Here is a 24,535-nt window from a genome sequence, read left to right as displayed (position 1 = left end):
TTGACCTTCTCGCAACCAGATCCTAGAGTCACGCTCAAACAAAGATGTTTACGGGACTAATCGTTCCGTTTAATTAACAAGAAAAGGAAACACGAAAAGGAGATCGACCGCATCCCGGATGCCGTGCGCGCCGCCCCCGCGGCCGCATGGCGCCGCCCGGGTGCCGGGCATGCGCCACATGCCCGCGCATCCGTTTTCCCCGACGCACGCGCTGCCGCCTTTCTGGCACCATGCCGACAGGCGCGCAAGGTAGTACAACAAAGCAAAGCACATGACAGCGCGGCGTCTTCCAACCCAAAGACGCATTGGAGACAGCAAGCAATGAGCAGTAATCCGCAACAAGGCAACGGGCTGCAGCACGGCCTGAAGCAGAGGCACATGACCATGATCGCGCTGGGCGGCGTGATCGGCGCGGGACTCTTCGTCGGCAGCGGCGTGGTGATCCGCTCGGCCGGCCCCGCCGCCGTGATCTCCTTCCTGCTGACCGGCCTGCTGGTGGTGCTGGTGATGCGCATGCTGGGCGAGATGGCGTGTGCCATGCCCGGCGGCGGCTCCTTCTACGAATACGCGCGCGAGGCCTGGTGCGACAAGCCGGCGGTGGGCGAGCTGGCCGGCTTCCTCAGCGGCTGGATGTACTGGTACTTCTGGGTCATCGTAGTGGCCCTGGAGGCGGTCGCCGGCGCCGACCTGATCCGCTTCTGGCTGCCCGGCGTGCCGGCCTGGAGCATCAGCCTGGTGCTGCTGATGCTGCTCACGCTGACCAACCTGATCTCGGTGAAGTCCTTCGGCGAGTTCGAGTTCTGGTTCGCCTCGATCAAAGTGGCGGCCATCGTCGTCTTCCTGTTCGTGGCCGGCCTCTACGCGCTCGGCATGTGGCCCGGCGCCAGCGCGGCGGCCAGCGTCGCCACCCTCACCGGGCACGGCGGCTTCGCCCCCCACGGCATCATGCCGGTCCTGACCGGCGCGGTGGCCGCCACCGGCTTCTACTTCGGCGCCGAGATCGTCACCATCGCCGCCGCCGAGACCAGCGAGCCGCAGAAGGCGGTGGCGCGCGCCACCAGTTCGGTCATCACGCGCGTGCTGGTCTTCTACGTCGGCTCGGTGCTGCTGGTGGTATGCCTGGTGCCGTGGGACTCGGACGGCATCGCCACGCCCTACGTCAGCGCGCTCAACGCCATGGGCATCCCGGCCGCCGCCCAGATCATGAACGCGGTGGTGCTGACGGCGGTGCTGTCGGCGCTGAACTCCGGCCTGTACGCCTCCTCGCGCATGCTGTTCGCGCTGACCGCGCGCGGCGACGCCCCGCGCGCGCTGGCCAAGGTCAGCCGCAGCGGCGTGCCGGTCAACGCCATCCTGTTCGCCACGCTGTTCGGCTACGGCGCGGTGGTGATGTCCTACGTCTCGCCGGACAAGGTGTTCGCCTTCCTGGTCAACTCCTACGGCACCGTGGCGATCTTCGTCTACATCCTGATCGCGGTCTCCCAGCTGCGCCTGCGCGCGCGCATCGAGCGCGAAGCGCCCGAACGCCTGCGCGTGCGCATGTGGGCCTTCCCGTGGCTGACCTACCTCGCCATCCTGGGCATGGCCAGCATCGTGGTGGCGATGGCCTTCATCCCCGACCAGCGCACGCCGCTGCTGCTGGGCGTGGCCAGCCTGTGCCTGCTGCTGGGCGCCTTCCTGCTGCGCCGCCACCTGCGCCGGCACGCCGAGGCCACCATGCCGGCCGGCGCCTCGCGCCCGCGCCTGCGCAAGCTCTGACCACGGCGGGCCGCCGCCGCGGCCCGCTCTTCTCCCCCCTACGTCCTTTCCCTCTCCGCGGGCGCGCCGAGCCATGGCGCCCCGCCGTGCCGCCATGCCGCCGGCCCTGGTACCAGCCGTACCAGCAGCCGTACCAGCCGGCGGCGCCGGCCCGCCCCGCTGGCCCAATCGATTCCCGCGCCTGGCCCTACAGCATCGCCGCCGCGCTCTCTATGCTGGTGGCATCACCGACGGGGCGGCAGCGCCGGCTCCCCGCACCACCCGAGAGAACGAGGAGAGACAAGATGAGCGACACGCAGGTCACCGTGGCCACGCTGCAGGCCTTCAACGACGCCTGGAACCGGCACGACATCGACGCGCTGATGGCCTTCATGGCCGACGACTGCGAATTCCACGCGGTGGCCGGCCCCGAACTGACCGGGCGCGCCTTCCGCGGCCGCGCGGCGGTGCGCGAGGGCTTCCTGCTGGCCTGGCAGACCTTCCCCGACGCGGCCTGGGTCGACGGCGAGCACTTCGTCAGCGGCCAGCGCGGCGTCAGCGAATCCACCTTCCGCGGCACGCGCGCCGACGGCACCCGCATCGAGGCGCGCATGGTCGATGTGTTCACCTTCCGCGACGGCCGCATCGCGGTGAAGAACGCCTACCGCAAGGACCGCCCGCCGGTGGCCGCGCCCGCAGCCAACTAAGCCGCCACGCCGGACCAAGGAGACCACCATGGACGCCATCGCCACCCGGCTGATCCTGCCCGAGGGATGCAGCACCGCGCCCCAGCGGCCCTACGATCCCGCCTACGATCCGCTGGTCGCGCCCAACCCGGGCGAAGGCCGCGAGTACGCGCCGACCTACTGGATCGGCACCGCCGGCGAACCGCCGCCGGACGACGGCCCGATCACGCAGGACGTGGACGTCGACGTGGCCATCATCGGCTCGGGCTTCACCGGGCTGACCTGCGCCATCTTCCTGGCCCAGGAGTACGGCATCAAGGCCACGGTGCTGGAAGCCAACCGCGTCAGCTGGGGCTGCAGCACCCGCAACGGCGGCCAGGCCCAGTGCGCCTCGGGACGCCTCAAGCGCTCGCAGTGGATCGAGCGCTACGGCCTGGAGACAGCGCTGCGCCTGCACCGCGAGGTGTGCGACGGCATGCAGACCTTCAAGGACCTGATCCGCGAGATCGACTGCGACCCGCAGCCCGGCGGCCACCTGTACGTCGCGCACCGGCCCCAGGTGATGCCGGGACTGGAGAAGGAGGCCAAGGTGCTGCGCGAGGTCTTCCACTACGACGCGCGCATCCTCGATGCCGACACGGTGCGGCGCGAGTACGTGGACGACAAGGAAACGGCCGGCGCGATGCACGAGCCGGAAGGCATCGGCATCCACGCCGGCAAGCTGGCCTTCGGCTACCTGCGCCGCGCGCGCGCGCTGGGCGCCACCGTGCACCCCGCCAGCCCGGTGCAGGGCTGGACCACGCGCGGCGGCGTGCACTACCTGCGCACCCCGGGCGGCACCGTGCGCGCCCGCGCGGTGGCGGTGGCGACCGGCGGCTACACCTCGCCCACGCTGCACCCGCAACTGAAGAACCGGCTCTTCCCCATCCTCTCCAATTCCATCGTCACGCGCCCGCTGACGGCGGCGGAGATCGAGGCCTGCAACTTCCGCACGCGCCAGGTCATCACCGATACCCGCATCCTGCGCCACTACTACCGGCTGATGCCGGACGGACGCCTGCAGATCGGCAGCCGCAGCGCCATCAGCGGCAATGATGCGCCGCAGAAGAAGTACGAGCAGAAGCTGATCCAGGACATGGTGCGCAAGTTTCCCGCGCTGGCGGGCATTGCGCTCGACTACTCCTGGTGGGGCTGGGTCGACGTCAGTCACGACATGATGCCGCGCATCTTCCAGCCGGACCCGGCGCAGAGCATCTACTATGCAATGGGCTATGGCGGCAACGGCGTGATGTATTCCGCCCAGGCGGGCAAGCGCATGGCGGCGCTGGTGGCGGGCAAGGGCAAGGAGCTGGACCTGCCCATCTTCGGCAGCGCGCTGCCTTTCCCCAATGTGCGCGAGATGGTGGAAGCGCAGGCCTTTGCGCCGTTCCGGCGCCTGGGACAGTGGTTCCTGTACCGCTGGTACCACCTGAAGGACGACGTGCTGTAGCCGCCCGCGCCAGGGCGGCGCGGGCCGGAAGCCAGGCCCGCGCCGCCGCATCGAGAACGAGACCAAGAGGAGACCGGTATGGCAGCAAGACCCCGCAGTGCCCCCTTCCCCGCCCAGGCCGAGCCGCCGCTCCATGGCGGCCGCCGCCAGGCCCTGCGCACGCTCGGCGCGCTCGGCACGGCAGCGGGCGCGGCCGCCGCGTTGCAGCCGTTCGGCGCCCTCGCCGCCGGCGTCACCATGCCTTTCGCCAACGGCGAGCGCGAGCTGGTGGCCTTCCCGCAGAAGCGGCCGCTGACCCTGCTGACCAGCCGCCCGCCCCAGCTGGAAACTCCGTTCGAGGTCTTCAACCAAAGCCTGATCACGCCCAACGACGCCTTCTTCGTGCGCTACCACTGGAGCGGCATCCCCACCGAGATCGACCCGCAGAGCTACCGGCTGCGCGTGGGCGGCAAGGTCGAGCGTCCGCTCGAACTGTCGCTGGCGGAGATCCGGCAACTGGCCGATGCGGTCGAGCTGGTGGCGGTCAACCAGTGCTCCGGCAACAGCCGCGGCTTCTCCGAGCCGCGCGTGGGCGGCGGCCAGCTCGGCAACGGCGCGATGGGCAATGCGCGCTGGACCGGCGTGCCGCTCAAGGCCCTGTTGCAGAAGGCCGGCGTGCAGGCCGGCGTGGTACAGGTCAGCTTCAACGGCCTCGACCAGCCGCCGCTGGGCAACGGGCCCGACTTCGTCAAGGCGCTGCCGCTGGACCACGCCATGGACGGCGAGGTGATGCTGGCCTGGGGCATGAACGGGCAGGACCTGCCGATGCTGAACGGCTACCCGCTGCGGCTGGTGGTGCCCGGCCATTACGGCACCTACTGGGTCAAGCACCTGTCCGACATCCAGGTCCTCGACAAGCCCTTCGACGGCTTCTGGGTCAGCAGCGCCTATCGCATCCCCGACAATCCCTGCGCCTGCGTGCCGCCGGGCACGGCCCCCGCGCGCACGGTGCCGATCAACCGCTTCAACGTGCGCTCCTTCATCACCAGCCTGGCCGACGGCGCGCGCGTGGCGGCCGGCCGCGCGGTCACGGTGCGCGGCATCGCCTTCGACGGCGGCTACGGCATCGCCGACGTGGCCTTCTCGGCCGACGGCGGCCGCAGCTGGCAGGCTGCCCGGCTCGGGCGCGACGACGGGCGCTATGCCTTCCGCGAGTGGACCGCCACCTTCACGCCGCCGCGCCGCGGCAGCTACGTGCTCAAGGTCCGCGCCACCAACCGCATCGGCCAGAGCCAGCCGATGGAGGCGCTGTGGAACCCGCCCGGCTATATGCGCAACGTGGTCGAGACCACGCGCGTCAGCGCGGTTTGAAGGAGGATGCCATGACGATGCACCATACCCTGCTCGCCGGCACCTTCTGCCTGGGCGCGCTCGCCGCCGGCCCCGCGCCGCACGCGGAGACCATCACGCTGCCGCAGGAAACCGCCACCTTCCGTGAAAGCACGCTGCCGGGCTACAACCTGGTGCTGCGCAACTGCATGGTCTGCCATTCGGCACAGTACGTGCTGACGCAGCCGCCGACGCTCGGCCGCGCGTACTGGGAAGCCACCGTGAAGAAGATGAAGGCACCGTTCGGCGCGCCGTTTCCGGAGGAGGACATGCCGGCGATGGTGGACTACCTGGTGAAGACCTACGGGGCCGAGCGGCCGGCTGGGGCGAAGGCGCCCGAGCGCTGAATGCGGCGGGACTTGCGGGGGGATGGCGATGGCTGATGGCTGATGGCTGGTGGCTGGTGCCGGTGGGCGGCGGGCGTGATCGTGGCTGCATGCGCCGGCCCTCACCCCCGGCCCCTCTCCCACGATGTGGGAGAGGGGAGCAGACCGTCGCCAGCGCGAAGGTACGCAGGCACACAGGCACACAGGCACGGAGATACGGAGATACGACGGCACGCAGGCGCGAAGGCACAAGCCTCGCCAGCGCCCGGGCTCCCCTCTCCCGCTTGCGGGAGAGGGGCTGGGGGAGAGGGCGAGCGCTGGCTGCGCCGCGGTGGCTTGGCATCGCACCGTGGGCTTCGTCCCACGCCTGCTGACTGGACCACGCCGTTGGCTGCGACCCTGCACTCGCGTGCCGGACCACACCGTTGGCTTCGCTTGAGCGTGGTGCCCTGCTATCCCACCCCTCTCCCCGGCCCTCTCATGAGGGGAGAGGGAGAACACCTGTTGGCTCGCCCGGGCTGCCTGGGTGCATCCGGCAGATCCGCCCGATCGACCCGGGCGCATCCGCAGGCCCGTCCGGCTTCGGCCATAATCCCTCCAACCGCTCCATGGACACCACCACCCTCAGCAGACCCGGCATGGCGACCCCCGCGAAGACCGGCACCAATACCTTCTGGAACCGCCTGTTGCAGCTGTCCCCGGATGCCGGCGTCAGCCTGCAGGCGCAGTTGCGCCAGCAGCTCGTCTCGGCCATCCTCTCGCGCCAGCTTCCCGAGGGCAGCGCGCTGCCCTCGAGCCGCGAGCTGGCGGTGACGCTCGGCATCGCGCGCAATACGGTGATCCTGGCCTTCCAGCAACTGGTCGAGGAGCACTTCCTGGAGACGCGGCCGCGCCGCGGCTATTTCGTCGTCGAGCAGTTGCCGCGTGCCGTGCGTCCCGGCGCCGGGACGCCGGCGGCCACCGGTGCCGCGCCCGCGGCCGGCACAGCCGAGCCGCCGCCGGCCGCGGCCGGCCCCGACTGGGGCGCGCGCCTGCCGGACCTGACCGGCCTGCACGCCATCGCCAAGCCGGCCGAGTGGCAGAACTACCCCTACCCCTTTATCTACGGGCAGTTCGATCCGGCCCTCTTTCCCACCGCCGAATGGCGCGAATGCTCGCGCATGGCGCTCGCCGTGCTGGAGATCCGCGGCTGGGCCTCCGACCTGATCGACCGCGACGATCCGCTGCTGATCGAGCAGCTGCAGAAGCACATCCTGCCGCGCCGCGGCGTGTGGGCCAAGCCGGACGAGATCATGGTCACGCTCGGCGCCCAGCACGCGCTCTACCTGCTGGCCGACCTGCTGACGCGCGGCGCGCGTGTCGGCCTGGAGGAACCGGGTTACAGCGATGCGCGCCATATCTTCGGCATGCGCGCGCGCGAGGTGGTGCCGCTCGCGGTGGACCAGTCGGGCCTGTGCCCGGACGAGGCCTTCGGCCAGTGTGACTATGCCTTCGTCACGCCCAGTTACCAGTGCCCCACCACCGTGACGATGCCGCTGGAGCGCCGCGAGGCACTGCTGCGCCAGGCGCGCGAGCACGACGTGGTGCTGATCGAGGACGACTACGACACCGAGAACCCGGCGCTGACGCAGCCGATCCCGGCCCTCAAGAGCCTGGACCGCGACGGCCGCGTGCTCTATGTGGGCAGCCTGTCCAAATCCTTCGTGCCCGGGCTGCGCCTCGGCTATATCGTGGCGCCGGCGGCCGTGATCCGCCAGGCGCGCGCGCTGCGCCGCTACATGCTGCGCCATCCGCCGGCCAACAACCAGCGCGCCACCGCGCTGTTCATCTCGCTGGGCCACCACGACGCGCTGCTGCGGCGCGTGGCGCCCATCTTCCAGCGCCGCGCCGACATGCTGCGCGAGCTGCTGCCGCGCTACCTGCCGCAGTGCCGCATCCAGAACTCGCCGGGCGCTTCCTCGTTCTGGATCGAAGGCCCGCCCGGGCTGGATGCGCGCCAGCTCGCCACCACCGCGCTGGCACACGGCGTGATCATCGAGCCGGGCGATGTCTTCTTCGCCGCCGGCGCACCATCGCCGCACTTCCGCCTCGGCTTCACCGCCATCGGCGAGGAACGCATCGAGGAAGGCGTGCGCCTGCTGTCCCAGCTGATCGCGCACGCGGCGACGCCGCGGCGCTAGCGCCGCCGCCCTCCGCCGGGCACCGGCCCGGCGCAGCGCTTCAGGCCGCCCAGGCCCGCGCCGCCCCGGCCCGGTAGGCTTCCTGCGCCGCGCCAGCCGGCGCCGCCGTGGCCGCGCCGGCCGCCGCGGGCAGGCGGAACACCTCGACCGCGCGCAGCATCTCCTGCGCCTGCGCGCGCAGGTTCTCCGCCGCTGCCGCGCACTGCTCCACCAGCGCGGCGTTCTGCTGGGTGGCCTCGTCCATCTGCGTCACCGCCTGGCCCACCTGGCCGATGCCGGCGCTCTGCTGCGCGCTGGCCGTGCTGATGCCGGCCATCAGCGCGTTGACCTCGCCGATGGCGCCCACGATCTCCTCCATGGTGGCGCCGGCGCGGTCGACCAGCGCGGTGCCCTGGTCGACGCGCGCCACGCTGGCATGGATCAGTTCGGCGATCTCCTTGGCAGCCTGCGCGCTGCGCTGGGCCAATGTACGCACCTCGCCGGCCACCACGGCGAAGCCGCGTCCCTGCTCGCCGGCGCGCGCGGCTTCCACCGCGGCATTGAGCGCCAGGATATTGGTCTGGAAGGCGATGCTGTCGATCATGCCGACGATGTCGGCGATCTGGCGCGAGCCCTGGTTGATCTCGCGCATGGTTTCCACCACCTCGCCCACCACCGCGCCGCCGCGCGCCGCCACCGACGCGGCGTCGTGCGCCAGTTCGCTGGCCTCGCGCGCGTGCTGCGCGTTCTGGCGCACGGTCACGCCCAGTTGCTCCATCGCCGCCGCGGTCTGCTCCAGCGCGCTGGCCTGGGCCTCGGTGCGCTGGCTCAGGTCCAGGTTGCCCTGTGCGATCTGGGCGCTGGCCGTGGCCACGCCCTCGGCATTGCGGCGCACCCCGGCCACCACGTCGCCCAGGCTCGCCTGCATGACCTTGAGCTGGGCCATCAGGCTGTCTTCGTCGCCGTCGCGCAGGGCGATGGCCACGCTCAGGTCGCCGGCGGCTACCCGGCGCGCCAGGCTGGCGCCGTCGCGCGGCTCCGCACCCAGTTCCCGCGCGATCGCCTGCACGATGCGCAGGCCGGCCAGCACGGCCGCGGCCACGCCCAGGCCGATCAGCAGCAGGAAGACCATGCGCAGACGCAGGTAGCGCGCGGTGGCCGCCTCGAACTCGCGCCGCGCCTCGCTGGCCTGGAGTTGCTGCAGGGCCTGTCCGCCAGCGCGCACCGGCGCGAACAGCGGCCGCAGCTGCTCGACCACCAGGCGCCGGGCCTCGTCGAGGTCGTTGCCGCGCAGGGCGGCCAGCGCGGGATACAGGCCATCGCGCAGGAAGCGCTGGCGCGCCGTGGCGAAGGCCTCGGCCAGCTTCGTCTCTTCCTCGGTCAGGGCGGTCTCCTGGTAGGCCTTCCAGGTCGCATCGAGTGCGGCCATATTGGCCTCCACCGCCGCCACGCTGGCGGTGACGGTGGCGGCGTCAGGGGTCAGCGCGGCCGAGGCCAGCGCGAGCCGGTCCTGCATCAGGCGGTCGTTGATGTCGGCCAGGTAGCGCGTCGGCTGCAAGCGGTCGACGTAGACCGACTCCAGGCCGGCCTCGGTGGAATGCACGCCCCACAGGCCCAGCGAGCCGATGGCCGCCAGCAGGACGGACAGCGTGGCGATCAGGACGATCAGGCGGGTGGAGATCTTCAGATGATTCATGACAAGTGCCTCGCAATCGATATCGGAAGTGTTGTGGCGATGGGCACGCTCCGGCACGGAACGCGGTGCCGACCCGGCCGTGCCGGGCGCCGGGCAGCCTGCCGGAGACGCAGGACGGCCGGGCCCCGGCAGCGCTGCCTCCCCCGCGAAGGCATTGCCGCCGGCACCTGGCCTGCTGGGCCTTACGTCGCCCGCGGGGGTCACCGCATACTACTTTCGTGGGGGATCGGAGTCCCAGGCGTGCAATTGCGTAGAGCCCGATTTCCGCCTGGGATTGGACTGTCAGAATTGGCTTAGAAAATCACCGGAAAGGCGGCAGTCACACTTCGGCGGAGCATTCGGCGACGAGCCGGGGGCGCACTCGCCTCCACGCGCAAGGCGGGACGAAATGAGCAGCTTCCGCGCGGCGCCGGACCGATGGCGGATGGCGGGAAGCGGACGACGCGAAGGGAAAAACGGGAGCGAAAAGCGGGAGGGGAAAAACGGAGGGAAAGGCGCGCAGCAGACAGCAGACAGCGGACAGCGAACGGCTGGGGCCGGCATCCGGCATGGCGGCTCCGGCCCGCAAGCGGGGCCGGTCCGTGGCGGGCAGGCGCGGCGAAAGCGCGCCGCGGCCCGGCGAGGCAAGGCAGCGTGGCCGGAGCGGCAACGCTGCCACCCCGTGTGCGCCGCCGGTGCCGTCAGTCGACGAAGGCGCGCTCGATCACGTAGTGGCCCGGCGTGCTGTTCTTGCCCTCGACCAGGCCGGCCGGCTTGAGCAGCGCCACGGTGTCGCGCAGCATCGCGGTGCTGCCGCACAGCATCACGCGGTCGTGCTCGGGCGAGAAAGGCGCGGTGTCCAGGTCGCTGAACAGCTTGCCCGAGGCGATCAGGTCGGTGATGCGGCCTTCGTTCTCGAACTCCTCGCGCGTGACGGTCGGGTAGTAGGTGAGCTTGTCCTTGATCACGTCGCCGAGGTACTCGTGGCCCGGCAGGTCGTGCTTGATGTAGTCCATGTACGCCAGCTCGCCCTTGTGGCGGCAGGTGTGGGTCAGGATCACGCGCTCGAAGCGCTCATAGATGTCCGGATCGCGGATGATGGACATGAACGGCGCCAGGCCGGTGCCGGTCGACAGCAGCCAGAGGGTCTTGCCGGGCAGCAGGTTGTCGACCAGCAGCGTGCCGGTCGGCTTCTTGCCGATCAGCACCTCGTCGCCGACCTTCAGGTGCTGCAGGCGCGAGGTGAGCGGGCCGTCCTGCACCTTGATGCTGAAGAATTCCAGGTGCTCTTCGTAGTTCGGGCTGACGATGCTGTAGGCGCGGGCCAGCGGCCTGCCTTCGACATCCAGGCCGACCATGGTGAATTCGCCATTGTTGAAGCGCAGCCCCGGGTCGCGCGAGCAGGTGAAGCTGAACAGGGTGTCGGTCCAGTGGTGGACAGATTGGACGGTTGCGATATTGAATTTGCTCATAGTCTTGCGAGTTCCAGTATCCGCCGGCACGGCAGCGCCAACGGCGGGAACGGCCCCCCAAGGGCGGCTCCCGCTTCAGCGAATGGGACGCGTCAGCAAGCCAAGCGATCACCGCGTCGACCAGCACGTCCACTTCGTCGGGCGCTATTGTAAAGCCCAATCGCGGGCAGCACCGGCACTCGGGCATGAATCTTGATAGTCATAATTCACATATGCTTATGCCGCCCCAGGCCCGGCGGCACGCCAGCCCGGCCCAGCCACGCCATTCCGGGCCATTCCGGGCCATTCCTGGCCATTCCGGGCGCCCCAGACGTCGCCCGCGCGTGCGCCGGCCTCACCCCGGCACCCGTGCCCCGGTGTCGGCCAGCGCGCCCGCGAAGTGGGAAAACGGGTCGAAAGCGTCACCTTTCCGCTCGCCTTGCCGCTCAGCTTGCCCGTCACCTCTCCCCTCGCGCACCGCGATCAGGACCAGGGTGGAGCGCCCCGCCGCCGCGCCAGGCTCGGGCCGGCCCAGGGACCAGCGCTTGCCGCAGAGCTGCAGCAGGCGCGGCGCAGCCTCCCCTTCGAGCCATACCATGCCTTTGGCCCGCAGCACCTGCGGCGGCAGCGTATCCAGGGCCTGCGCCAGCGCCGGACGCGAGAACGGCACATGGCTGTCGAAGCGGCTGGCGGCGAAGCGGGCCGCATGCGGTGCGTCCGCCTCCGCCTCCATATCAAGCCCTGTGGCCCCGGCGTCCCCCTCCACCCCGATGCCGAACACCAGGCGCGGATCGACCCTGCCCTGGTGGCAGGCGAGCAGGCGCGCATCCGGCACTTCGGCGGCCAGCCAGCGGCGCAGGCCGGCAAGCGCGGCCGCGTCGGCCAGGTCGGTCTTGTTGAGCAGCAGCAGGTCGGCGGCGCGCAACTGGGCGCGCACCGTATCGCCCACATAGCGGTCGTCGGCGAGCCGGCGCACCGCCTCGGCGTCCACCACGGTGATCACGCCGTCGCCGCGGAAGCCGCCGCCGGCGCGGCCGATCTGCGCGATGCGGCCCGGATCGCCCACGCCGCTGGCCTCCACCACCACCCGGTCGGGCGGCTCGGGCAGCGCCAGCACCTTGAGGAAGGCCTGCATCAGGTCGCCGCCGACCGCGCAGCAGGCGCAGCCGTTGGTCAGCTGCAGGATGCCGCTGCTGGCGGAGGCGCCCGCGCCGCGCGCGATCAGCCCGGCATCGACGTTGACGGCGCCGAAGTCATTGACCATCACCAGCACGCGCTCGCCGCTGCCGCGCCGCAACAGGTGGTTCAGCAGCGTGGTCTTGCCGGCGCCGAGGAAGCCGCCCAGCACCGTGAGGGCGATGTCGCGCGCCATCAGGACTGCCCCGGCGCCGGGAAGACGCGCCCGCCCAGCACCGTGCCCCACACCGGCACATAGCGCAGGGCCTCGCGCGGGACTTCGAGCGGGTCCTGCTCCAGCACGGCGAAGTCGGCATACTTGCCCACCTCGATGCTGCCCGCCACGTGGTCCAGCTTGAGCGTGCGCGCCGCGCCCAGCGTCATCGCCTGCAGCGCGTCGTAGACGGGGATGCGCTCCGACGGGCCCAGGATGCGGCCCGCCGCGGTCTGCCGGTTGACCGCGCACCACGCGGTGAAGAGCGGCCCGATCGGCGTGATCGGCGCATCCGAGTGCATCGAGTAGGTCAAGCCGCAGGTGCGCGCGGTATTGGCCGCGTTCATGCGGTTGGCGCGGTCCGGCCCCACCGTCATCGCATAGTGGGCATCGCCCCAGTAGTAGAGGTGGTTGGCGAACAGGTTGACGCACATGCCGAGCGCGGCCATGCGGCGGAACTGGCTGGCGTCGGCGAGCTGGCAGTGCTGCAGCGTGTGGCGGTGGTCCCAGCGCGGCTGCTCGCGCAGCACCGCCTCCAGCGCGTCCATGGCGACGTCGGTGGCTTCGTCGCCGTTGGTGTGGATATGCACGGTCAGGCCGGCGCCGTGGTAGGTGGCCAGCAGTTCCTTGAGCTGCTGCGGCGGCACCAGCCACAGGCCGTTGGGCGCGCCATTGTAGTAGCCGGGCCAGCGCAGGCGCGCGGTGAAGCCCTGGATGGAACCGTCGATGACCAGCTTGACCAGGCCGAAATGCAGCTTGTCGGTGTTGTGCGCGCGCGCCTGCCCGACGCGCGCCGCGCCCTTGCCTTCCAGGTCGCGCATCGGCGCGTAGGCCGGCACCAGGCGCAGCGGGTAGTCGGGATCGGCGGTGACACGGGCCAGGTTCTCGATCGAGTCGTCGCCGAGGTCGTTGACGAGGTCGGTGGCGATGGTCACGCCGGCCTGCTGGGCCACGCGCCCGAAGTTCCAGATGCCCTCCTCGGTCTGGCCGGCGTCGAAGAAGACGTTGCCGATGGTCTTGAAGACCAGGAACATCGCGGCGAATTCCTGCAGTTCGCCGCTGGGCCGGCCGTCCTCGTCGCGGGCGATGCCGTCGACCGGCGTCTCGGCGTCGATGCCCGCCCGGCGCAGCATGGCGCTGTTGACGTTCATCAGGTGCACGCTGGCGTGCAGCACCACCACCGGCCGCTCGCCCGAGACCTGGTCGAGCTCGCGCACGGTCATGCGCGCGCTGCCGAAGTGGATGGGGTCGAAGCCCCAGGCCAGCAGCGGGCGCGCCGGGTCGTCGAGCGCGGCCTCGGCCTCGCGCAGCCGCGCCACCACGTCCTCCAGCCGGGTCAGGCCGGGCCAGACACGCCCGTCCGGGCCGCGCCGGTCGTAGTAGCCGACGTAGACGAACTTCCACATGCCCCCTTCCAGCAGGTGCGAATGGCCCTCGATCATGCCGGGCATCAGGATCTTGTCGGTGAAGGTCTCGTCGATGCGGGCCGGCCCCCAGCCGCGCACCGAGGCAGCATCGCCGACGGCGAGCACGCGGCCGTCGCGCACCGCCACGTGGGTGGCGCTCGGCTGCAGCGGATTCATCGTGAGGATCTTGCGGGCGACGAAGACGGTGGTGGATTGCGCCGTGGTCGATTGGGGCATGGAAGACTCCGTGTCGGGTCGGGAGAAGGGTTGGCCGGCCCGCCGGAGCGAGGCCGGGGGAGCACCGGGCGGCAATCGGACGAGCGCCGGGACGCAGCCGGGACGCAATCAGGCAACGCACGCCGCCGCGCCGTCCGCCGGCACCCCGGCGGGCGCGGCCCCGGGCGCGAACGGCGGCGGCGGGCAAGCCCGGCCGTCGCGCCACGCCACGCGGTGGCAGGCCACATGGTGCCCGCCGTCCAGCTCGCGCAGGGCCGGTGCCTCGCTGCGGCAGCGCGCCTCGGCGGCCGGGCAGCGCGTGTGGAAATGGCAGCCCGCCGGCGGATCGAGCGGGCTGGGCGGATCGCCCTGCAGCCGGATGCGGCTGTGCCCGTCGCGCCGGGCCGGGTCCTTGACCGGCTCGGCCGACATCAGCGCATGGGTATAGGGATGCAGCGGCGTGCCGAACAGCTGCGCGCGGCTGCCGCGCTCGACGATGCGCCCGAGGTACATCACCGCCACCTCGTCGCACAGGTGCTGCACTACCGCGAGATCGTGCGAGATGAAGACATAGGTCAGGCCGCGCTCGCGCTGGATGCGCGCCAGCAGGTTGATGACCTGCGCCTGGATGGCGACGTCCAGCGCCGACACCGGCTCGTCGCAGACCACCAGCGCCGGATCCACCGCCAGCGCGCGGGCGATGCCGATGCGCTGGCGCTGCCCGCCGGAGAACTGGTGGGGAAACAGCCGCTTCTGGTCCTGGCGCAGGCCCACCAGGGCCATCAGTTCATCGACGCGCGCGGCGATGGCGGCGGGCGCCAGCGCGGTCAGCTGGCGCATCGGCTTGGCGATGATGTCCTGCACGCGCTGGCGCGGATCGAGCGAGGAATACGGATCCTGGAAGATCATCTGCACCTTGGCGCGCAGCGCCGCCAGCGCGGCACCGCGCGCGCCGAGCAGGTCGGCGCCGTCCAGGCTGGCGCTGCCGCCGCTGGCCTCGACCAGGCGCAGCAGCGCCAGCGCGGTGGTGGACTTGCCGCAGCCGGACTCGCCGACGATGCCGAAGGCGCTGCCGCGGCGCACGCGGAAGCTGACGCCGTCGACGGCATGCACCGTCGGCGCCGCCGCGAAGGGATGCGGGCGGCGCAGCGCGTAGTGCACGCGCAGGTCGCGCACGTCGAGCAGGACGTCATCGCGCAGCACGTCATCGCGCTGGCCGGAACCATGGGAGGCGGCGGCAGGCTGGCTGGGAAACATGGGCTTGTTCTCCTGCGGGCGGATCGGGATCAGGACAGGATGGACACAGCGGCCGCACCGGCCGCGCCGGACACGGTGGCGCCCTCGTGCGGCGCGGCCGCGCGCTGCCAGCAGGCGGCGGCATGGGCGGCCGGCCCGCCCCCCAGGTCCACCAGCGCGGGCCGCTCCTGCCGGCAGCGCGGCAGGGCTTCGCGGCAGCGCGGGGCGAAGGCGCAGCCGGGGCCGAGCTGGTCGAGCGCCGGCACCATGCCGGGGATCTCCGGCAGCGTGCCGGTGCCGGCGCGGGCGGCGGCCGCGCCGGTCTCCAGGTGCAGCACGCATTCGAGCAGGCCGCGCGTGTACGGATGCGCGGGACGCGCCAGCACGTCGGCCACCGCTCCCTCCTCGATCTTGCGCCCGGCGTACATCACCATGACGCGGTCGGCCAGTTCGGCGATGGCGCCCATATTGTGGGTGATCAGGATGATGGCGGTGCCGAACTGGCGCCGCACGTCGCGCAGCAGGTCGAACACCTGCGCCTGCACGGTGACGTCGAGCGCGGTGGTCGGCTCGTCGGCGATCAGCAGGCGCGGCTGGCCGGCCAGCGCCATGGCGATCATGGCGCGCTGGCGCATGCCGCCGGACATCTCGTGCGCATACTGGCCGGCGCGCCGCCGCGGCTCGGGAATCCTGACCGCGTCGAGCAGGGCCACCGCCTCCTCGCGCGCGGCGCGCCCGCGCAGGCCGCGGTGGCGCTCGATCACCTCGACGATCTGGCGGCCCACGGTGAAGACCGGGTTGAGCGCGGTCATCGGCTCCTGGAAGATCATGGCGATCTCGCCACCGCGCACTTCGCGCATGCGCGCCGGCCCCAGCCCGAGCAGCTCGGTGCCGTCGAAGCGGATGCTGCCGGCGGCGATGCGGCCGGGCGCGGGCACCAGCTGCAGCAGCGCCAGGCTGGTCATGCTCTTGCCGCAGCCGGACTCGCCGACGATGCCGAGCACCTCGCCGCGCGCCACGCGCAGGTCCATCCGGTCGATCACGCGCAGGGGGCCGCCGGCACCGGCGAACTCCACGCACAGGCCATCGACTTCGAGCAGAGACATGCGGGCCTCCTTCAGCGCTGCCGCAGCTTGGGGTTGAGAGCGTCGTTCAGGCCATCGCCCACCAGGCAGATGGCCAGCACGGTCAGGAAGATGGCGGCGCCTGGGAACACCACCGACCACCAGGCCTCGAAGATCTGGTCGCGCGAGCTGCCGATCATGTAGCCCCAACTGGTGACGTCCGGGTCCGACAGGCCGATGAAGGCGAGACCCGACTCGAACAGGATGGCCACCCCCACGTTGAGCGCCAGGGCCACGATCAGCGGCGGCGACGCGTTGGGCAGGATCACGCGCAGCATGATGTCGCGCCCGGAGGTGCCGATGGCACGCTCGGCGCGCACGAACTCGCGCTCGCGCAGCTTGAGGAACTCGGCACGCGTGAGCCGCGCCAGCGGCGGCCAGCTGACCAGCCCGATGGCCAGCACCACATTGCCGATCTTGGGCCCGAACACCGCCACCAGCACCATCGCCAGCAGGATCGGCGGCAGCACCTGGAAGAACTCGGTGACGCGCATCAGCACGTTGTCGACGTGGCCGCGGTGGTAGCCCGCCAGCGCGCCGACCAGCACGCCGATCACCAGCGTGGCGGCGGTGGCCGCGAGGCCGATCGCCAGCGTCACGCCGGCGCCGTGCAGCAGCCCGGCCAGCACGTCGCGGCCGAGGTAGTCGGCCCCCAGCGGCGCATCGGCCGAGGGCGGCGACAGCGGCGCCGCCACCACGTCCTGCGGATTGACCGCGTACAGCTGCGGCCCGAGCAGGCCAGCCAGCGCGATCAGCAGCAGCACCAGCGCGCCGAGCACGGCGCCGCGGTTGTGCAGGAACAGCTTCCAGCCCGTGTTCATCGGCGTCTCCTCAGCCCGTGGTGCGGATGCGGGGATCGAGCAGGCTGTAGAGCCAGTCGGTCAGGATATTGGCCGCCACCACCAACAGGCCGGACATCAGCAGGATGCCGAGCATCAGCGGGTAGTCGCGGTTGAGCACCGCGTCCGAGGCCAGGCGCCCCAGGCCCGGCCAGTTGAACACCGTCTCCACCAGCACCGCGCCCGCCATCGCATGCGAGAACTGCAGGCCGGCCAGCGTGACGATGGGCAGCAGCGTGTTCTTCAGCGCGTGGCGGTACACCACCACGCCTTCGCTCATGCCCTTGGCGCGCGCGGTGCGGATGTAGTCGGCGCCCAGCACGTCCAGCATGGTGGCGCGCGCCTGGCGGCTGTACTGCGCCAGGTAGATCATCGACAGCGACAGCACCGGCAGCACCAGGTGGTGCAGCACGTCGAGGACCAGGACCCAGCCCTGGCCGCGCTCGCCCATGGTGTACATGCCCGAGGCCGGGAACAGCGGCAGCCAGTAGGCGAACACGATCAGCAGCATCATGCCGCTCCAGAACACCGGCGCGGCGAAGCCGGCCAGCGAGATGAAGGTGACCACCGCGCTGAGCGCGCCGCGCGGCCGGTGCGCCGACACCGTGCCCAGCAGCGTGCCGGCCACCACCGCCAGCAGCAGCGCCGGCAGCACCAGCATCAGCGTGTTGGGCACGCGTTCCAGGATCAGTTGCAGCACCGGCTGGTGGAAGAACAGCGAATCTCCCAGCTGGCCGTGCAGCACGTTGCCGACATAGGCCGCCAGGCGGTGGCCGAGCCCGGCATCCAGGCCGAGCTGGCTGCGCAGCGCCGCCACCTGCTCGGCGGTGCCGCCGCCCGACTGCGCGGCGATCACGTCGGCCACGTCGCCCGGCGCGGCCGACAGCAGCAGGAAGTTGAGCACGATCACGGCCAGCACCATCACGGCGCCGGCGCCGAGGCGGCGCCCCAGGTAGAACAGCGTCTGCATCGAAGCCTCTCGCTATGCGCGCGCGGCGGCGCGGCGCCAGGCGCATGGCCCGGCCCCGCCGCCATCGCAGGGGATCCTCGTCGGGCCGCTCACTTGGCCCAGTACACCTCGTCGAACGGCGCGAACACGCCCCAGATGCCGTCCGGCAGGCCGCGCAGCTGCTTGCTGGCCACCGTGCTGTACGGCGTGGTATTGAGCCAGGCTACTGGCAGCTCGGTATTGACGATCTGCTGGAAGCGGTCGTAGATGGCTTTGCGCCGCGCGGGATCGGTCTCGACAGCGCCCTGCGCCAGCAGCTTGTCGACCTCGGCGTTGGCGTAGCCCTGGGTGTTGGACCAGATCACGCCCTTCTTGATATTGCTCGACATATAGGTGCGCGCCACCCCGATCACCGGGTCGCCCCAGTTGAAGACCGCGTCGGTGGTCATGTCGAAGTCCCAGTTGGCGATGCGCTGCGACCAGGTGGGGAAGTCCGGCGAGGGGCGCAGCTGCACCTGCACGCCCACCTTGGCGAGCTGGGGACGCAGGTACTCGGCGACCAGTTGCGAGGTGTCGGGCGCGCCGGGCAGGAAATCGAGCCGCAGCGCGAAGCGCATGCCGTCCGCCTTGCGCGCGAAGCCGGCCTCGTCGAGCAGCTGGTTGGCGCGCGCCAGGTCCAGCTTGTAGGGATTGAGCGTCTTGTCGTAGAGCGGGCTGGACGGGTGGATCGGGCCCAGCGCCGGCTGCGAGCGGCCGCGCTGCAGCTTCTGCGTGATGAAGTCGCGGTCGATGGCGTAGGCGATGGCCTGGCGCACCTTCAGGTTGGCCAGCGGTCCCTGGCGTACGTTGAAGGCCAGCCAGTTGAGCGCGCCCACGCCCTCGTAGCCCGCCTTGCCCACCACCAGCTTGGGGTCGGCGGCGAGGCGGTCGAGGTCGGCGATGCGGAACGGTGCGTAGGCCACGTACTGGATATCGCCGCGCTGCATCGCCAGCGCGGCGGCGGCGCGGTCCGGCACGATGTTGTAGGTGATCTTGTCGAGGTAGGGACGGCCCTTGCGGAAGAAGCCGTCGAAGCGCTCCAGCACGAGGTATTCGCCCGGTTTGTACTCGCCGAACCTGAACGGGCCCGAGCCGATCGGCGCGTTGTTGTGCGGGTTCTGCCGGATCGGCCCGTCGCCGTACACATGCTTGGGCAGGATGGGCATCAGCGACGGCGTGGACAGCGCCAGCAGCAGCGCCGGATCGGGCTGCTTGAGGCGGAACACGGCGGTATGCGGGTCGGGCGTCTCGACCTTGTCCAGCGCGGCCAGCATGGCCGGGCCGAAGGGATGGTTGGCGCGCACCGCCTCGGCCGAGAAGGCGACGTCGGCCGAGGTGACCGGCTTGCCATCATGGAAGCGCGCCTCGGGGTTGAGCTTGAAGGTGTAGGACAGGCCGTCCGGCGCCGCGCTCCAGCTATCGGCGAGGTAGGGCTTGAACTGCCACCTGGCGTCGGCCTGCAGCAGGCTGGCGAACAACTGCGCGGCCGGCACGCCGGTCGCCACGCCGGACTGGATGGCCGGGTTCAGCGAGTTGATGGCGGTGATCGACAGCACGTTGAGGTTGCCGCCGCGCGCCGGCTGGGCGGGCTGGGCGGCTTGTGCGGCGGCGCTGCCGGAGACGGCGGCGCACCACATGGCCGCACTGGTGCAAAGCCCCGCCAGCAGGCGGCGCGGGCGCGTAAGACACGTCGACATCGATGCTCCCCTTTTGCCATGCCGGCCTGGCGGCGGCACGGCAGGATCGAAGGCACCCCGCGCCGGCGCGGGCAGGCGGGGGCGGCGTTCTGCATGCTGCGTGTTGCGTGTTGCGTGTTGCGTGTTGCGTGCTGCGTGCTGCGTGGTGGCTGGCATGCGGCGCGGCATGCAGTCCTGCGGGGAAGCGCCGCGGCATCGCCGCCCAGGCGCGATGCCGGCTTCGCATGGAACCGTCGAGCGGTGGAGCGGTGGAAGGTCGGACCGCCCCGGGCCGGCTGGCGCACAGGCAACCCCCGTGGCCCCTTTATATGCGAGCCAGGGAAGCTGCCGTTAGGTCCAGTTGGGACGTATCGCTTGGGCCAGCAGGATCGGCGCGCGGCGCCCCCCAGCCGGCAGGCGGGGGAGCGGCTCGCGCGCGGTCTGTCAATGGCGGATTTCCTGGGCGGGCTGGCGGGCCGGCGGGCGCCGCCCGGCAGCGCTCAGGTGGCGCTCAGGTGGCGGTCGCAGCCAGCAGGGCCTCCACCTGCGCCAGCGCCGGCGCGTGGGCGCCGGCATGGGTCGCGGCCACGGCGGCGCTGGCGGCGGCCCAGCGGGCCTGGCGCGCGGGCGCGGCACCGGGCTCGCGCAGCAGGCCGGCCATCCAGCCGCCCATGGCGGCGTCGCCGCAGCCGACGGTGTCGGCCACGGCCACGGCGAAGGCCGGCTGCTCGTAGCGCTGCGCGCCATCCAGCAGCACCATGCCTTGCGCGCCGCGCGTCAGCAGCACGCGCGCGCGTGGCGCCAATGCGCGCAGCGCGGCCAGCGCGCCGGCTTCGTCGTGCCGCGGGTAGAGGCCACGCAGGTCCTCGTCCGAGACCTTGATGTAGTCGGCCAGACGTGCCAGGTGGGCGAACACCTCGGCGTAGTCCGGCGCGCGCATCGGCTCGCGGAAGTTGGGATCGAAGGCGATGCGCTTGCCGGCGGCGCTGGCCAGCGTGGCCTCCTCGCACAGGCGCGCGGCCAGCGGCTGGCGCGCCAGGCTGAGCGAGCCGAAATGCACCACGCGGGCTGCCTGGCGCCAGCCCTGCGGCAGGCGCGCCGGATCGAAATGCAGGTCGGCGCTGTCGTCGCCGACGAAGAAATAGCGCGGCGGATGCTGGGCACCGACGAAGGCCAGCAAGGGCGAGCGCGGCACCCGCTGCAGGAAGCGCAGGTCGAGGCCGGCGTCCGCGCTGGCCTCGGCGAGCTGGTCGCCCAGCTGGTCCTCGCTGATGGCGCCGGCAAAGGCCGTCGGCACGCCCAGGCGCGCGCCGACGCGCGCCACGTTCCAGCACGAGCCGCCCGGCAGGCCCAGCCATTGCTGGCCGCCCTGGTGGACCATGTCGGTCAGGGCCTCGCCGAACACGACGTAGGCAGGCAGGGTGGCATTCATCCGGCGATCTCCTCGGGCAGCGCGGCTGCGCTGGCGGCACTGGTGGCACTGGTGGCAGCGGCCGCCGTGGCGGCGGCACGCGCGCGGCGGATCAGGGCGGCCGTGGAGGCATCGTGCGCGCACGCCGGCCCGCCTTCCAGCTCGCGCGCGATGGGCGCGGCGAGCTGCTTGCCCAGCTCCACGCCCCACTGGTCGAAGGAATTGATGTTCCACAGAGCGCCCTGCACGAAGGTGCGGTGCTCGCACAGGGCCAGCAGCGCGCCGAGATGGCGCGGGTCGAGCCGCTGCAGCAGCAAGGTATTGCTGGGACGGTTGCCTTCGAACACCAGGTGCGGCACCAGTGCCTCGTCGCGCACGCCCTGCGCACGCACCTCGTCGGCGGTGCGCCCGCGCAGCAGCGCCTCGGACTGGGCGAAGCAGTTGGCCAGCAGCTTGCTGTGGTGGCCGGGCACCGCGTGCACCGGCTCCAGCGCGGCAATGAAGTCCACCGGCACCCAGTGCGAGCCCTGGTGCATCATCTGGAAGTAGGCATGCTGCCCGTTGGTGCCGGTGGTGCCCCACACCACCGGCGCGGTCCCGCAGGCGGCCGGCGTGCCGTCGAGCTGCACCGACTTGCCGTTGCTCTCCATCTCCAGTTGCTGCAGGAAGGCCGGCAACAGTTCCAGCGGCTCGCAGTACGGCGCCACGCAGCGGCTGGCGGCGCCGAGGAAGCTGCGGTTCCACACGTCGAGCAGGCCGAGCACCAGCGGCATATTGGCCGCCGCCGGCGCCTCGGCGAAATGCCGGTCCATCTCGCGCGCGCCGTCCAGCAGCGCGCGGAAGGCGTCGAAGCCGAGCGCCAGCGCAATCGGCAGGCCCACCGCCGACCACAGCGAGAAGCGGCCGCCCACCCAGTCCCAGAAGGGAAACATCTGCTCCGCGCCGATGCCGAAGGCAGCCACCGCCTCGCGGTGGGTGGAGACCGCGGCGAAATGCCGGGCCAGCTGGTCCTCCGGCACGCCCTGGCGCAGGAACCAGGCGCGCGCGGTATGCGCGTTGGCCATGGTCTCCAGGGTGGTGAAGGTCTTGGAGCAGACCACCACCAGCGTGGTGGCCGCCTGCACGCGCGCCAGCGCCGCGGCCAGGTCGCTGCCGTCGACATTGGCGACGAAATGCAGGCGCGGGCCGCCGCCCAGGTGGCCGAGCGCGCGGCACACCATGCGCGGACCGAGGTCGGAGCCGCCGATGCCGAGGTGGATCACATCGGTGATGGCGCGGCCGTCCCAGCCGCGCCATGCGCCCTCGCGCACCGCGCCGGCAAAGCGCGCCATGCGCGCCAGCACGGCTTCCACCTCTGCCGCCACCGGCACGCCGGCCGCCTGGAAGCCGTCCTCGGGGCGCGCGCGCAAGGCCATGTGCAGGGCCGCGCGCCGCTCGGTGGTGTTGACCGGCTCGCCGCGGAACATGGCGTCGCGCTTGCACAGCACGCCGGCCTGCTGCGCGAGTTCGTGCAGCAGCGCGATGGCGCCGGCGTCGACGCGGTTCTTGGCGTAGTCCAGCGTCAGGCCGGCCGCCTCCAGCGTGAAGGCGGTGCTGCGCGCCTCGCCGGCGGCGCCGGCGAACCAGTCGCGCAGGTGGACGTGGCGGATGCTCTCGGCATGGGCCTGCAGGGCCTGCCAGGCAGGTAGGGAGGACAAGATCATGTCGGCTCGGGTGTAGTCGTGGGCGGACAGGCTGGGGACGATAGCAGAGACGGGCGCCCGACGTCCCGCATGTCAGCGCGCTTTGTCACGGTCAATTCTTCGCTTGGGCCGGTGCATTCCCGCGGCATGCCGCTCTCACAGCTCCTCGTGCCACACCGCGCCGTCGCGCGACAGCAGCGCCGAGGACGCGGCCGGGCCCCAGGTGCCGGCGGTATAGAGCTTGGGCGCGAGGCCGCTGTCGGTCCAGGCCTGCTGGATGGGCGCCACCCAGCGCCAGGCCTGGGCCTGCTCGTCGCGGCGCACGAACAGCCCCAGGCGGCCGCGGATCACGTCCAGCAGCAGCCGCTCGTAGGCTCCGGTCTTGCGTTCGTGGCGGGCGCCCTGCCCGCGCGGCAGCATGCGCTGCAGGTCGAGCGAGGCCGGCTGCAGCGCCTGGGTGTCGCCGGGCTGCTTGACGAGGAAATGCAGGCGGATGCTCTCCTCCGGCTGCAGCGTGATCACCAGGCGGTTGCCGGGCTCATGGTCGAGCGGGCGCGGGAACACCGAGTAAGGCACGTCGCGGAACTGCACCACAATTTCCGCCACGCGCGCCTGCATGCGCTTGCCGGTGCGCAGGTAGAACGGCACGCCCGCCCAGCGCCAGTTGGCGATCTCGGCCTTGATGGCGACGAAGGTCTCGGTGCTGCTGTCGGCAGCGATGCCGGGCTCGCCGGCATAGCCGGGCACCGGGTTGCCGGCGGCGGCACCGCGGCAATACTGCCCCCGCACCACCCTCTCGGCCACCTCATGCTGGGCGAGCGGGCGCAGCGCCTTGAGGATCTTCAGCTTCTCGTCGCGGATGGCGTCGGCCGACAGGCTCGACGGCGGCTCCATCGCCACCATGCACAGCAGCTGCAGCAGGTGGTTCTGCACCATGTCGCGCAAGGCGCCGATGCCGTCGTAGAAGTTGCCGCGCCGCTCCACGCCCAGTTCCTCGGCGATGGTGATCTGCACGTCGCGCACCCACTCGCGCCGCCACAGCGGCTCGAACAGCGCGTTGCCGAAGCGGATCGCCATCAGGTTCTGCACCGACTCCTTGCCCAGGTAGTGGTCGATGCGGTAGATCTGTTCCTCGCCGAAATGCCGCCCCACGGCGTCGTTGATCGCCTCCGACGAGGCCAGGTCGTGGCCCAGCGGCTTCTCCAGCACCACGCGCACGCCGGCGTGGTTGAGCCCGGTGCGGGCGAGCTGCTCGCAGATGGGCACGAACAGGTGCGGCGCGGTGGCCAGGTAGCACACCACCACCGGGGCGCCGCGCGCCTGCACCAGCTCGGCCAGCGCGTCGAAGCCCTCGGGCGCGCGGGCGTCCACCTGCTGGTAGGCCACGCGCTCGAGGAACTGCCGCCAGGTGTCGACAGCGACGGCGCCCGGCAGCATGGGGCGCACCTCGCTCTCCAGCATATCGAGATAGGCCTCGCGCGACATCGCCTGGCTGCCCAGCGCCAGGATGCGGCCGCGCGGATGCAGCGTGGCGCTGGCATGGGCGTCGAACAGGGCGGGCAGCAGCTTGCGCCGGGCGAGGTCGCCGGTGCCGCCGAACAGGACGAAGTCGAACTCGGGCACGGCGTTGGGGTCAGGGCGGTTCATGGTGCGGTCTGTCGAAGGGAGGGGCGCCG

Annotated in this window: 18 protein-coding genes; 6 read left to right on the top strand and 12 right to left on the bottom strand. The window is 71.5% G+C overall.

Translation table 11 applies throughout. The features are described from left to right. Window positions 1–321 precede the first annotated feature (321 nt). The 6 genes from BKK81_RS25390 (at window position 322) to pdxR (ending at window position 7,786) form a co-directional block, all read left to right on the top strand. Window positions 322–1,758 carry an amino acid permease gene (locus BKK81_RS25390; protein ID WP_071018723.1) on the top strand — a complete coding sequence of 479 codons (1,437 nt, stop codon included), beginning with the start codon at window positions 322–324 and terminating at the stop codon, window positions 1,756–1,758. Between the two features lie 284 nt (window positions 1,759–2,042). After that, window positions 2,043–2,444, top strand: a complete 402-nt coding sequence (locus BKK81_RS25385; protein WP_071018721.1) for a nuclear transport factor 2 family protein — start codon at window positions 2,043–2,045, stop codon at window positions 2,442–2,444. Between the two features lie 28 nt (window positions 2,445–2,472). Continuing rightward, complete coding sequence (locus BKK81_RS25380) at window positions 2,473–3,912, top strand: NAD(P)/FAD-dependent oxidoreductase (RefSeq protein ID WP_071018719.1); 1,440 nt, start codon at window positions 2,473–2,475, stop codon at window positions 3,910–3,912. A gap of 78 nt (window positions 3,913–3,990) precedes the next feature. After that, window positions 3,991–5,262 carry a SorA family sulfite dehydrogenase catalytic subunit gene (gene sorA / locus BKK81_RS25375; protein ID WP_071018717.1) on the top strand — a complete coding sequence of 424 codons (1,272 nt, stop codon included), beginning with the start codon at window positions 3,991–3,993 and terminating at the stop codon, window positions 5,260–5,262. An 11-nt stretch (window positions 5,263–5,273) separates the two neighbouring features. Next, window positions 5,274–5,627 carry a SorB family sulfite dehydrogenase c-type cytochrome subunit gene (gene sorB, locus BKK81_RS25370; protein ID WP_071018716.1) on the top strand — a complete coding sequence of 118 codons (354 nt, stop codon included), beginning with the start codon at window positions 5,274–5,276 and terminating at the stop codon, window positions 5,625–5,627. A 617-nt stretch (window positions 5,628–6,244) separates the two neighbouring features. Next, window positions 6,245–7,786 carry a MocR-like pyridoxine biosynthesis transcription factor PdxR gene (gene pdxR, locus BKK81_RS25365; RefSeq protein ID WP_071018714.1) on the top strand — a complete coding sequence of 514 codons (1,542 nt, stop codon included), beginning with the start codon at window positions 6,245–6,247 and terminating at the stop codon, window positions 7,784–7,786. Window positions 7,787–7,826: 40 nt separating this feature from the next. On the opposite strand, the gene BKK81_RS36845 is transcribed toward pdxR, so the two are convergent. The 12 genes from BKK81_RS36845 to zwf form a co-directional block, all read right to left on the bottom strand. Then, the gene (locus BKK81_RS36845) at window positions 7,827–9,461 is read right to left on the bottom strand and encodes a methyl-accepting chemotaxis protein (RefSeq protein ID WP_071018712.1); all 1,635 of its coding nucleotides are present in this window, start codon (window positions 9,459–9,461) and stop codon (window positions 7,827–7,829) included. Between the two features lie 680 nt (window positions 9,462–10,141). Beyond that, on the bottom strand, window positions 10,142–10,912 hold the full coding sequence (locus BKK81_RS25355) for a ferredoxin--NADP reductase (protein WP_071018710.1): 771 nt from the start codon (window positions 10,910–10,912) through the stop codon (window positions 10,142–10,144). Between the two features lie 334 nt (window positions 10,913–11,246). After that, a complete protein-coding gene (locus BKK81_RS25350; RefSeq protein WP_071018708.1) occupies window positions 11,247–12,263 on the bottom strand; it encodes a CobW family GTP-binding protein in 1,017 nt (338 codons plus the stop codon). Further along, window positions 12,263–13,924 carry an amidohydrolase gene (locus BKK81_RS25345; RefSeq protein ID WP_071018706.1) on the bottom strand — a complete coding sequence of 554 codons (1,662 nt, stop codon included), beginning with the start codon at window positions 13,922–13,924 and terminating at the stop codon, window positions 12,263–12,265. The genes BKK81_RS25350 and BKK81_RS25345 overlap by 1 nt, the downstream gene beginning before the upstream one ends. A gap of 108 nt (window positions 13,925–14,032) precedes the next feature. Continuing rightward, window positions 14,033–15,160 (bottom strand): ABC transporter ATP-binding protein, encoded by a 1,128-nt coding sequence (locus tag BKK81_RS25340; protein WP_071018704.1) that lies wholly within the window; start codon window positions 15,158–15,160, stop codon window positions 14,033–14,035. A gap of 29 nt (window positions 15,161–15,189) precedes the next feature. Continuing rightward, on the bottom strand, window positions 15,190–16,245 hold the full coding sequence (locus BKK81_RS25335; RefSeq protein ID WP_071018702.1) for an ABC transporter ATP-binding protein: 1,056 nt from the start codon (window positions 16,243–16,245) through the stop codon (window positions 15,190–15,192). Window positions 16,246–16,256: 11 nt separating this feature from the next. Next, entirely contained in the window at window positions 16,257–17,084 is an 828-nt protein-coding gene (locus tag BKK81_RS25330; RefSeq protein WP_071018701.1) for an ABC transporter permease, read from the bottom strand. A 10-nt stretch (window positions 17,085–17,094) separates the two neighbouring features. Next, window positions 17,095–18,072 (bottom strand): ABC transporter permease, encoded by a 978-nt coding sequence (locus tag BKK81_RS25325; protein ID WP_071018699.1) that lies wholly within the window; start codon window positions 18,070–18,072, stop codon window positions 17,095–17,097. A gap of 89 nt (window positions 18,073–18,161) precedes the next feature. Beyond that, window positions 18,162–19,787 (bottom strand): ABC transporter substrate-binding protein, encoded by a 1,626-nt coding sequence (locus BKK81_RS25320; protein ID WP_197524055.1) that lies wholly within the window; start codon window positions 19,785–19,787, stop codon window positions 18,162–18,164. A 490-nt stretch (window positions 19,788–20,277) separates the two neighbouring features. Then, window positions 20,278–21,198 carry a carbohydrate kinase family protein gene (locus BKK81_RS25315; RefSeq protein ID WP_071018696.1) on the bottom strand — a complete coding sequence of 307 codons (921 nt, stop codon included), beginning with the start codon at window positions 21,196–21,198 and terminating at the stop codon, window positions 20,278–20,280. Continuing rightward, the gene (gene pgi / locus BKK81_RS25310; RefSeq protein WP_071022297.1) at window positions 21,195–22,877 is read right to left on the bottom strand and encodes a glucose-6-phosphate isomerase; all 1,683 of its coding nucleotides are present in this window, start codon (window positions 22,875–22,877) and stop codon (window positions 21,195–21,197) included. The genes BKK81_RS25315 and pgi overlap by 4 nt, the downstream gene beginning before the upstream one ends. 138 nt (window positions 22,878–23,015) lie before the next feature. Next, window positions 23,016–24,506: a glucose-6-phosphate dehydrogenase gene (gene zwf, locus BKK81_RS25305; protein ID WP_071018694.1), complete on the bottom strand. Its 1,491-nt coding sequence runs from the start codon at window positions 24,504–24,506 to the stop codon at window positions 23,016–23,018. Window positions 24,507–24,535 lie beyond the last annotated feature (29 nt).

This window comes from Cupriavidus sp. USMAHM13 (assembly GCF_001854285.1).
GTDB classification, from domain to species: domain Bacteria; phylum Pseudomonadota; class Gammaproteobacteria; order Burkholderiales; family Burkholderiaceae; genus Cupriavidus; species Cupriavidus malaysiensis.
This window is presented reverse-complemented; position numbering and strand designations above follow the sequence as displayed.

Excerpts from the sequence above, each read along its gene's own strand:
- BKK81_RS25315 (WP_071018696.1), bottom strand. The coding sequence starts at position 21,198 with ATGAATGCCACCCTGCCTGCCTACGTCGTGTTCGGCGAGGCCCTGACC.
- BKK81_RS25340 (WP_071018704.1), bottom strand. The coding sequence starts at position 15,160 with ATGTTTCCCAGCCAGCCTGCCGCCGCCTCCCATGGTTCCGGCCAGCGC.
- BKK81_RS25335 (WP_071018702.1), bottom strand. The coding sequence starts at position 16,245 with ATGTCTCTGCTCGAAGTCGATGGCCTGTGCGTGGAGTTCGCCGGTGCC.
- BKK81_RS25380 (WP_071018719.1), top strand. The coding sequence starts at position 2,473 with ATGGACGCCATCGCCACCCGGCTGATCCTGCCCGAGGGATGCAGCACC.
- BKK81_RS25355 (WP_071018710.1), bottom strand. The coding sequence starts at position 10,912 with ATGAGCAAATTCAATATCGCAACCGTCCAATCTGTCCACCACTGGACC.
- BKK81_RS36845 (WP_071018712.1), bottom strand. The coding sequence starts at position 9,461 with ATGAATCATCTGAAGATCTCCACCCGCCTGATCGTCCTGATCGCCACG.
- BKK81_RS25385 (WP_071018721.1), top strand. The coding sequence starts at position 2,043 with ATGAGCGACACGCAGGTCACCGTGGCCACGCTGCAGGCCTTCAACGAC.
- sorB (WP_071018716.1), top strand. The coding sequence starts at position 5,274 with ATGACGATGCACCATACCCTGCTCGCCGGCACCTTCTGCCTGGGCGCG.
- pdxR (WP_071018714.1), top strand. The coding sequence starts at position 6,245 with ATGGCGACCCCCGCGAAGACCGGCACCAATACCTTCTGGAACCGCCTG.
- BKK81_RS25320 (WP_197524055.1), bottom strand. The coding sequence starts at position 19,787 with ATGTCGACGTGTCTTACGCGCCCGCGCCGCCTGCTGGCGGGGCTTTGC.
- BKK81_RS25345 (WP_071018706.1), bottom strand. The coding sequence starts at position 13,924 with ATGCCCCAATCGACCACGGCGCAATCCACCACCGTCTTCGTCGCCCGC.
- sorA (WP_071018717.1), top strand. The coding sequence starts at position 3,991 with ATGGCAGCAAGACCCCGCAGTGCCCCCTTCCCCGCCCAGGCCGAGCCG.
- BKK81_RS25350 (WP_071018708.1), bottom strand. The coding sequence starts at position 12,263 with ATGGCGCGCGACATCGCCCTCACGGTGCTGGGCGGCTTCCTCGGCGCC.
- BKK81_RS25325 (WP_071018699.1), bottom strand. The coding sequence starts at position 18,072 with ATGCAGACGCTGTTCTACCTGGGGCGCCGCCTCGGCGCCGGCGCCGTG.
- zwf (WP_071018694.1), bottom strand. The coding sequence starts at position 24,506 with ATGAACCGCCCTGACCCCAACGCCGTGCCCGAGTTCGACTTCGTCCTG.
- BKK81_RS25330 (WP_071018701.1), bottom strand. The coding sequence starts at position 17,084 with ATGAACACGGGCTGGAAGCTGTTCCTGCACAACCGCGGCGCCGTGCTC.
- BKK81_RS25390 (WP_071018723.1), top strand. The coding sequence starts at position 322 with ATGAGCAGTAATCCGCAACAAGGCAACGGGCTGCAGCACGGCCTGAAG.